This window comes from Psychrobacter sp. 72-O-c (assembly GCF_904846605.1).
Classification (GTDB): Bacteria; Pseudomonadota; Gammaproteobacteria; order Pseudomonadales; family Moraxellaceae; genus Psychrobacter.
Genome location: NZ_CAJHBI010000035.1, coordinates 22,332 through 32,040, shown reverse-complemented (window position 1 = coordinate 32,040; position 9,709 = coordinate 22,332). Strand labels below are relative to the sequence as shown.

Sequence of the window (9,709 nt, the reverse complement as noted above, 5' to 3'; positions counted from 1 at the left end):
GATCTAAATCCTATCGAGAAGAAGTGGGCACAAGCTAAATTTCTACGCCAAGGCTGGATGGAGAATAATCTGCCTAAACTGTTTCATGATATGGGCTGTATTTTTTTTATTGTGAACTGACTATATTATTTACCAATACAAAAACTACCAAAAATCTTACCCAATAAGTCATCTGCGCTAAATTCACCAGTAATCTCGCCTAAGCTAATCTGCCCTTGGCGTAAGCTTTCAGCAACTAACTCACCTGCGCTAAATACCGTTAATTGCTCATGTGCCTCTGCTAGATAATCAGCAGTTCGCCTTAATGCATCTAAGTGCCGAGTACGCGCAATCAAGCTATTCTCAGGGGGGTGAAATCCTACCTTAGCACACAAAGCCTCAATTAGACTTTCGATACCAGCACCTGTTTCACATGAAACATGTACTTGTTCATAGCCCTGACTTTTCATCTGGTTTTGAGAAGCGGAAACATCGTTATCGGGCATATTATTATTCAATTTGCCGCTCAATAAGTCGCTTTTATTGGCAATGATTAGTAAGCGCTTGGCCTCTGGCAACTCGCCAAACAGCTGTTCTGCTAGTTGCAACGGCGTACCATTGTCCTCGATATCACGAGTAACATCATAGACCATTATTAATATATCAGCCTGTTTAATAGCAGTGTGGGCGCGCTCGATACCGATACGCTCTACGGTGTCTTCGGTATCACGCAAGCCAGCAGTATCAGTCAAATGTAGCGTTAAACCATTCAATACTACCGTTTCTTGCAACGTATCTCGGGTAGTACCTGGCACTTCGGTGACGATAGCGCGCTCTTGACCTGCTAGACGGTTGAGCAAACTAGATTTACCCGCATTAGGTCTACCTGCTAATACCACGTGAATGCCATCGCGTAATAGCTGACCTTGTTTGGCGGTTGCTAATACTTGATCAATTTGTGCTTGGGTCTGCTCAAGCTTATCCTGAATCACCCCATCGGATAAAAAGTCTACGTCCTCTTCATCAGGGAAGTCAATTGCCGCCTCAACATGCAAACGCAGATGGATTAGCTGTTCTAGTAACTGATTAATCTTTTGCGAAAACTCGCCACTTAATGAGCGTATGGCGCTACTAGCAGCAGCGGCGCTGGTCGCATCAATAGCATCGGCAATAGCTTCTGCTTGTACCAAGTCTAATTTATCATTATCAAAAGCGCGATAAGAGAACTCTCCAGCACTAGCTTGCCGCGCGCCTAACTCAAAGGCTCGCGCTAACAACTGACTCTGTAATATCATACCGCCATGACCTTGTAACTCAATCACGTCTTCACCAGTGAATGAATGCGGCGCTTTAAAATACAGCACCAAACCTTCATCAATGACCGTACCATCCGCCTGATAAAAACGGCAGAAACTGGCCAGTCTCGGTGTGAAAGCCGACTTACCCGTTAGCTGACAAGCAATAGCATGCGCCTTTACTCCTGACAGACGAATAATACCTACCCCGCCACGGCCCAGCGGCGTTGCAATAGCAGCAATCGTGGCTGGTCCAGAGGAACTAGACAGTTCGGCTGTATTAGCTGGCGGTGACGACGTTGTGATAGAATCCACACTTACTCTCAATAACTAAAACTCCATTATAGACGGCTCAGACTGGCCTGACAAAACAAACTTTATATAACAGTGTTTGGCATTTCTTATTTGGTTTTTATAAGCATAAAAAGACGAAATATTGCATAAAAAAACCACCGCTAGAGCGATGGTTTTTGTTGGTCGTTAACCTGACTAGCTAGCAATCAAACAGTCAATTAATCAAGAACCTTAACGGTACGCAGCTTCTGCTCTTCTTGAACTTTTTTATTGACGATATATTGATGGATCATACTAAACAAGTTATTCACTGTCCAGTACAATACCAAACCTGCTGGGAAGAACAGCATGAAAGCGGTAAAGATAATTGGTAAAAACTTCATTACTTTTGCTTGCATGGGATCAGTTGGCTGCGGGTTTAGCTGCTGCTGAACAAACATAGAAGCACCCATTAGTAGTGGCAAAATAAACCACGGATCCATCGCTGATAAATCCTGAATCCATAAGATCCATGGCGCGTGACGCAACTCGACACTCTCAACCAGTACCCAATACAAGGCTAAGAAGATAGGCATCTGCATCAATATTGGTAGACAACCCGCCATTGGGTTAACTTTTTCTTCTTTGTAAATACCCATCATTTCTTGCGACATTTTCATCCGATCGCTGCCGTGCTCTTCTTTAAGCGCTGCTAGACGTGGTGCAATAGCTCGCATCTTCGCCATTGAGTAGTAACTCTTATTAGAGAACCACATCAAGGCAAACTTAACTAAGACCGTCAAACCAATGATTGACCAGCCCCAGTTACCGATGATGTTATGAATACCATCAAGTATAGCAAATAGTATTTTTGAGATTGGCCATAACAGACCATAATCGACTGTCTGATTCAGACCAATGGCGACGTCTTTAAGCTCAGACTGTACTTTTGGCCCTGCGTATAGTGTCGCGCTTAACGTTGCTTGCTTGTTCATTGCAACATTAATAGGCTGACTGTTAAAGCCAATAAAGTATTCATCGCCAGTTTCACGGCTAAAGAACTTACCAGTGAAATTTTCAGGTGTCCATGCCGATACAAAATAATGCTGCACGATGCCGACCCAACCTTTATCACTGGTGGTCGTAGTCAATTCACCATCGCTAAAGTCACCAAACTTCAGCTTGTTATAAGGATCATCAGGTGTGCCCCAAGCACCGCCTAGGTAAGTCGCCATACTCAGCGCACCTTTATCAGACATACCAGGATCTTTGCTGTCATCGCGCTTTAGTTGCGCAAATAACTGTCCTTGCCATGTCTGCGTAGACGCGTTCTGAATTTGATAGCTAACATCAATAGGGTATTTATCATGGGTAAAGGTAAAGGTCTTAGTAATCGTAACGCCATCTTTTTTATAAGTCAGCGGTACTGATAACGTTTGCTGACCCTCTTTCATGACGTAACTATTAGCAGTATGACTGTAATTAGCGCGACCTTCCGCGGTATCAATACCGTCTTTACCAATCAGACCAGACTGAGCCACATAAACACGATTGCTATCATTCTCTAGCAATACAAAAGGCTCATCACCATCGAGCTTCGCGTCATACTGCTTAAGGGCAGCATAGACAACATCGCCGCCTTCTGGATTGATTTTAATATCATAGCGATTGGTCGTTACCGTGATGAGACCGGCATCTTTAGCCGATGCAGTCGGAACAGTTACTGCCAAGCCAGCATCAGTAGGTAGCGTTTGTACCGGAATATCACCTGCTGCACCAGTAGTAGATGGAATGTCAGCACCTACTGAGGTTGCAGTTTGTGGCACCGTGTCTACAGCGGGCGCATCGGCATAATCATCTCGCCATGCTAAAATCAGCAGATAAGCGGTGATTAACATCGCAACGATGATCATCACCCGAAATATCTTTTGCATAAACATATCCTAGAGTGAAAAATTTGAGCGTATGCCACGACCTAAACCCAGTAGTAGCCTTTATGAGGCGCCACAACATTAGAAGTCATTGACATAAAATGCTCATCATTTTACTAAAAAACCACCTTAAATGATACCAATAGTGTAGATAAGCTGGTAAGCAGTCTAAAGCACTAAAAAAGCATTGAAGTTATTGTTATCTCATAAGGTAATTTAAGCGAGCAGCATAGCTACTACCATCACGATAGACAAAGTTATGCCTAGGTGTTGCAACAGTAGATGTGTTCGCATGAGAGCAAGGCGCATTTACAGGTAAATAATAATAGGTATAAGACATTAAAGGTAACGGTACAAAGTCGATGCCATGTCCACCCCATGGCTGACAGCGACCGATACGTTTTAACAGTAACCAACTGCCTGCCCAAACCCCATGCCAGGCTAATGCATGTTGGCCATAATCTGAACATGTTGGATAATATCGACAGCGAGCAGGCGTTACAGGACTAATTATTTTTTGATAAAAAAATATGAAGTAATAAAAAATTTTATAGAAAAAATTATTTATAAATTTAATTAATAATTCCATTTTATTTTTTTTCTATCTTTTTAAATATATTGTTTATTTGGTTATTTAATTCTTTCTTATCGATATCTTTTATAGATCTTTTAATAATAAAAACAATATCTTTGTTTTCTAACTTATGAGCTTGCCCACGGAATTGCTCTCGTATTTTTCGTTTGATTAAATTACGAGTAACAGCAGTAGGTACTTTACGTTTGGTAATTGCCATTCCTATGCGTGGTTGGTCGTGCGTATTAGAGCGTACAAAGGCCATTAGATGGCTCTGATGTAGCTTACGCTCAGGAGCATCAAACACCTCACGAAAGGCCGCTGGAGTGAGGAGACGCTGCTCTTTGGTAAAACAGGCAGTAGGTGTAGCTGAGACAGTATTGGGCATAGTACAACCTAAAATAAGAGCTAATGACAGTTATAAAATGAGAGGCATAAAATCAAGAAAAGAATAGATATGGCAAATTAAAGCAACAAAAAAAGCGCCGATATGGGCGCTTTTAATATATGGCTACGTGACAGCTGCGGTCAATAACTAGCGTGATTTATAAATACGTAATTTATAAATCATAGACACACAACAGGCATCATAAGCCATGGACATCGTATGTTACCGATTAATTAGATTATACGGTAAGACGATGACGGCCTTTAGCGCGGCGACGTGCTAAGACTTGACGGCCTTTTTTAGTAGCCATACGAGCACGGAAACCGTGAGTACGCTTGCGTTTGATCACGCTTGGTTGGAATGTACGTTTCATAACTCACCTATCAAAATAATGGACTAAATTCGTAATAGCGAAGGATTATATCATTTCATAAATTTTTCGTCAATCAACTAATCCTCTTTGCCAAATATTTTTTACTAATGGTTGTAGATAACCAAGACCACTTAGCTAAGTTTTAGGTTATTATTATGAATTATATTTTACTGTGAAAAATGAAATTAGAGAGCTTCTTTTATTTCAGTTTACAAAGTTATCCACAGAAAAGTTCGTGTTCTATAATAATTAAAGATTAATATATATAAGTATTGTTGTTATTGGGAGGTATAATATCTGTGGTTAAGTCGATTTTATCCTTTATTATCAAGAGACTAGACTAGGGGTAACCCTGTGGACAACCTGTGGGTGAAATATGGATAACTTTGTATTTTGACTTATCCACAAAACTATCCACAGTCTTATCCACAAAAAATAAGATGTTATCCACAGGTGTTTATGTTAGATTGGCATCCAGCGCAAACGGCTGTTTTGCGCCACTTAATTTTGGGTGACTCGCAGACTCTATACTAGTTTTTAGAGAGATGATATGAGCGCTCAAATAATCGAATTACATTAGGTTATAAGGTTAGTATCTTTCATGATAGACACTGCTACACTTTGGGATAAATGCTTAGATGACTTACGCTATCATGTCAAAGATAACGTATTCACTATGTGGTTGAGACCCCTGTCGGCACATCAGGAAGCACAAACACTAGTCATTCGTGCCCCTAATGATTATTTTGTTTCTTACATCAAAAAAAACCATTTGCATGATATTCAGGAATTGGTAGCTAAGCATAGCCAAGGTAGCATTGAAGAGGTTATTGTCCGAGTCGATAATGCCAATCATAGTGATACCAGTCATGAGACTGCAGATAGTGAGTCTCAAGCATCAGGTTCTTTATTTGGTGAAGATAGCCTCTCCCCTCCCCTAGGGTCTCAAGCATCAAAAACCAGTAATAGGAATGCAGACAGTCATTCAAATAATTATTCAAATAATAACTTAAACAGCAACTCAAACAATCAGGCAGATAGTGATGGCAATATGCAGCACGCTGCGCTTGTTGAGGCTGCTGATGCCAAGTCGTTAAGCTATCTGAACCCCGACTTTACCTTCGAAACTTTTGTCACTGGTAAATCTAATAACCTCGCCTATAAGGCCTGTTATGAGTTAAGTAAGCGTCAGTCAAAAAATAGACACAATCCTCTGTTTATATACGGGCCTTCTGGCTTGGGAAAAACGCATTTAATGCATTCGGTAGCACATCGCTATTTAAAAAATAATAGAAGTTTTTATTATTTTACTTCTGAAAAATTTATTAATCAATTAGTATATTCATTAAGAAATAATAAAATAGAAGATTTTAAAAAGAAAATAAAAAAAGTAGATTTGTTAATTGTTGATGATATTCATGTATTGGCTGGTAAGACTAAAAGTAGCAATGAATTCTTAACATTATTTGCTGATTTTACCAGTGGTGATAAGCAGCTTATTTTAGCTTCTGACCGTCATCCTTCACAAATGACTGAGTTTGATGAACGCTTTCGCTCGCGTTTTTCTTGGGGTTTAACGGTAGCTGTTGATCCCCCTGAAATTGATACACGTGTGCAGATATTACAGAAAAAAGCAGCTTGGTATGGGATGACATTGCCCAAAGACTGTGCGTTATTTATTGCCCAAAATGTGGTCTCTAATGTCAGACGTTTGGAGGGCGCGTTAAATCAAGTGTTTGCTAACGCTAACTTAACGGGTGCGCCGATCACGCTTGAGATGGTGCAATATGCGCTAAAAGATATTGTTGCTATGCGTGTACAAGCCGTTAATATGGATAATATCCGTAAAGTAGTCGCTGAGTATTATGATGTAAGCGTCAAGGACTTGATGGGTCGCAAACGTACACGCAGTATTGCCCGCCCGCGCCAGATCGCTATGGCATTATCGCGCGAGCTCACTGGTGATAGTTATCCAGATATCGGACAGTCATTTGGAGGTCGCGATCACACAACGGTGATGCATGGCTGTGACAAAGTGGCGCAACTGCGAGCGGCAGATCCTGCGTTTGATAAGGATTATAAGTCGTTAGCGATGATGCTACAAGCATAATAAAGGTCAGTATTACTAGTGTGTTTTAGCCCGTAAATATGGTTTATAATGGTTCAAAACAAAACATGTTCGCTCATAAATATCGTCTTGTTAGCAATTATATTAACTGTCACTTTATATGCTTATATCTATATAACTAAGAGTCGCTAATTTAGCTTAAAGACATTGAAATAAAACTCAGTAAAATAATAGTCATTCAAATAAGAGTAACTCAGCATGCAATTATCGATTAATCGAGAGTCGTTACTAAAAGCCATTAATTTAATCGCCAAGGCTGCCGATAAACGCCATAACATGGTTATCTTAGGCAATATCAAGCTACAGCTGTCTGAATCTGAGCTGATATTAACCGCTTCTGACTTAGAAGTAGAGCTGACGTCAACTCTTAAATTAACGGCGGGCGCTTGTATTGAGCCTGGTACGACTACCTTACCGGCGATGAAACTAAAAGATATTTGCAAGTCATTACCTGGCCAAGCACAAGTCAATCTTGCGACCCAAGAAAACGAGCGCTGTCTACTCACTAGTGGCAAAAGCCGATTCACACTAGGAACGCTACCAAGCGAGGACTATCCAAGCTTGGGCAATCCTGAAAATATTACGCCACTTACTATCAGCCGTAGCCGTCTGACTGACTTAATACATAAAACTCAGTTTGCGATGGCAATTCAAGATGTGCGTTATTATTTAACTGGTATGCTGTTTGATGTCTCTCAGCAGCAACTAACGACCGTTGCTACCGACGGTCATAGATTGGCCTTAGCTCGTAGTGTCATTGATGTTAGCGCGGATCTAAATATGCAGGCTATCTTACCGCGCAAAGCGGTGATTGAGCTTGAGCGTTTAACCACTGAGTTGGGAAAAATGCTCAGCGATCAAGACAACGCGGTGACGTTAAGTTTCGGTCGTGAGTTTTTGCAAGTGAGCTTACCGTTTGGCGATGTGGATAGCACAGGACAAGTCAGCCAAGATTTAATGGTGACGTTCACTGCGCGCCTTATTGATGGTAAATTTCCTGACTATCGTCGTGTTATGCCTAGCAGTACCGATAAATTAGCATTATTTAATCAAGAAAAAATGACTGATGTACTGCGCCGTGTGGCTATTTTAAGTAATGAGAAGTCTCGCGGTGTGGTATTTAATTTCGCCAGCGACGGTATGGTGGAAGTACGCGCTAATAATGCTGAACAAGATGAAGCGGTTGAGATGATACAAGCTAAGTATGAAGGTGAGCCGATGGAGCTGTCGTTTAATGCTGCTTATCTGCAAGACGTGCTTGGCGTTATCCAAGGTGATCTACAGATGCATATGAGCCAATCCAATGCCTCAGTACTGGTTAATCAGCTTAATGATGACTTACATCAGTATGTGATTATGCCAATGCGCATATAGTGATTAGTATTTATTACTAAATCTACTTGATTGAGCTAGTTAACTAAGCTATTTAAATGAGTTACTTAGCCAGTTTTACTCAATTACCGCAACTTATTCATACGATGATAGGCAATATAAACGGACGGTTGTAAGTATTATGATTGAACGTCTACAAGTCTCGCATCTGCGTAACCTTAGTCAAGTTAACCTACAGACGGCTGCCTGTAATGTCATTATTGGCGCCAATGGTAGTGGTAAAACCTCGCTTCTGGAAGCCATATTCTTACTGTCGCGCGGTAAAAGCTTCCGTCACAGTCAGCCCAAACGCTACGTCCAACATCATCAGCCAGCAGCAATAGTACATGCTGAGCTTACCGATGGTAGTACCTTAGCCATTCAAAAACAAACGGATGCGACGACTGTTCTACGTCTGAATAAAACCACTGTTTATAATCAAAGCATCTTAACGGAGCAGCTGCCAACGCTATTGATAGACCCATCAACGATGGATATGTTAGAGCAGGGCAGTGCCAGTCGTCGCCAACTATTAGACTGGTTAGTGTTTCACATGAAACAAGGCTTTCATCCACAATGGGTAGCGTACCAGCGTTTATTAAAGCAGCGCAACAGTCTGCTTAAACAAACCAAGCATCTATCTCAGAGCCAGCATGCAGAGCTAAAAGCATGGGATAAGGGGCTAGCCAGTCACGCCGCGCTAATTCACCATTACCGCGTGCGTATTTTTGAGGCATGGCAGCCTTATTTTGAAGAAAGTATTCAGCAACTGTTACCGTCTTATGCCCAGCAGCTGAGCTTAAGCTATAATGCTGGTTATGATGCTAGTATTCCTCTTGATGAACAGCTAGCAGAGCGCTTAACACAAGATTTGCAATTGGGTTATACCCGTATCGGCAGCCACCGTGCTGATATTCATGTCCATTGGCGTTCTGAAAATAATAGCCAATCCGTGACTGCTACCGCGATGGAAAAAGAGTCTCCCGTATCCACTGCAGTTAAGCTACCCACAATAAAAGAACAAGCAGCAAATATACTGTCCCGCGGTGAAAAAAAACTGTTGATCACCGCGCTGCGTTTGTCGCAATTACCTTTGCTACTCAATAGCTCAGAGCTACCCAATAGTACAGAGGGAGCAGGTGCTGCACAAATTTCTAATCATGCCAATGCCACCCCTGTGGTCTTGCTCGATGACATCACTGCAGAGCTAGATGATAGGGCGATAGATATTCTATTATCAACTTTAGCGCAGCTGCCTTGTCAGGTCATAATGACCAGTTTGACCGCTGATGTTTTACCACTTATTGAAAAATACTGGTCAACATCAAACGTGTTTCACGTGAAACATGGCGTACTTTCACCTTATTAATCCTTATTTATCTATTGCTGTATTTATT

8 protein-coding genes are annotated in these 9,709 nt (G+C 41.4%); 3 read left to right on the top strand and 5 right to left on the bottom strand.

The features are described from left to right. Positions 1-125 precede the first annotated feature (125 nt). The 5 genes from mnmE to rpmH form a co-directional block, all read right to left on the bottom strand. Positions 126-1,580 (bottom strand): tRNA uridine-5-carboxymethylaminomethyl(34) synthesis GTPase MnmE, encoded by a 1,455-nt coding sequence (mnmE, locus tag JMX97_RS11585; RefSeq protein WP_201558300.1) that lies wholly within the window; start codon positions 1,578-1,580, stop codon positions 126-128. A gap of 206 nt (positions 1,581-1,786) precedes the next feature. Further along, the gene (gene yidC / locus JMX97_RS11580; RefSeq protein ID WP_201558297.1) at positions 1,787-3,481 is read right to left on the bottom strand and encodes a membrane protein insertase YidC; all 1,695 of its coding nucleotides are present in this window, start codon (positions 3,479-3,481) and stop codon (positions 1,787-1,789) included. A gap of 196 nt (positions 3,482-3,677) precedes the next feature. Beyond that, positions 3,678-4,067 (bottom strand): membrane protein insertion efficiency factor YidD, encoded by a 390-nt coding sequence (gene yidD, locus JMX97_RS11575; RefSeq protein ID WP_201558296.1) that lies wholly within the window; start codon positions 4,065-4,067, stop codon positions 3,678-3,680. Between the two features lies 1 nt (position 4,068). Further along, a complete protein-coding gene (gene rnpA, locus JMX97_RS11570; RefSeq protein WP_201558295.1) occupies positions 4,069-4,440 on the bottom strand; it encodes a ribonuclease P protein component in 372 nt (123 codons plus the stop codon). Positions 4,441-4,678: 238 nt separating this feature from the next. Then, complete coding sequence (gene rpmH, locus JMX97_RS11565; protein WP_007394757.1) at positions 4,679-4,813, bottom strand: 50S ribosomal protein L34; 135 nt, start codon at positions 4,811-4,813, stop codon at positions 4,679-4,681. 601 nt (positions 4,814-5,414) lie between these two features. Here rpmH and dnaA point away from each other — a divergent pair. From dnaA to recF, 3 genes are all read left to right on the top strand, one after another. Then, on the top strand, positions 5,415-6,923 hold the full coding sequence (gene dnaA / locus JMX97_RS11560; RefSeq protein WP_201558293.1) for a chromosomal replication initiator protein DnaA: 1,509 nt from the start codon (positions 5,415-5,417) through the stop codon (positions 6,921-6,923). A 216-nt stretch (positions 6,924-7,139) separates the two neighbouring features. Continuing rightward, on the top strand, positions 7,140-8,315 hold the full coding sequence (gene dnaN / locus JMX97_RS11555; protein WP_201558291.1) for a DNA polymerase III subunit beta: 1,176 nt from the start codon (positions 7,140-7,142) through the stop codon (positions 8,313-8,315). Between the two features lie 139 nt (positions 8,316-8,454). Then, entirely contained in the window at positions 8,455-9,681 is a 1,227-nt protein-coding gene (gene recF, locus JMX97_RS11550) for a DNA replication/repair protein RecF (RefSeq protein WP_201558289.1), read from the top strand. Positions 9,682-9,709: the final 28 nt, after the last annotated feature.

Coding starts and splice junctions, on each gene's coding strand:
- yidD (WP_201558296.1), bottom strand. CDS start 4,067: ATGGAATTATTAATTAAATTTATAAATAATTTTTTCTATAAAATTTTT.
- recF (WP_201558289.1), top strand. CDS start 8,455: ATGATTGAACGTCTACAAGTCTCGCATCTGCGTAACCTTAGTCAAGTT.
- rpmH (WP_007394757.1), bottom strand. CDS start 4,813: ATGAAACGTACATTCCAACCAAGCGTGATCAAACGCAAGCGTACTCAC.
- dnaA (WP_201558293.1), top strand. CDS start 5,415: ATGATAGACACTGCTACACTTTGGGATAAATGCTTAGATGACTTACGC.
- rnpA (WP_201558295.1), bottom strand. CDS start 4,440: ATGCCCAATACTGTCTCAGCTACACCTACTGCCTGTTTTACCAAAGAG.
- yidC (WP_201558297.1), bottom strand. CDS start 3,481: ATGCAAAAGATATTTCGGGTGATGATCATCGTTGCGATGTTAATCACC.
- dnaN (WP_201558291.1), top strand. CDS start 7,140: ATGCAATTATCGATTAATCGAGAGTCGTTACTAAAAGCCATTAATTTA.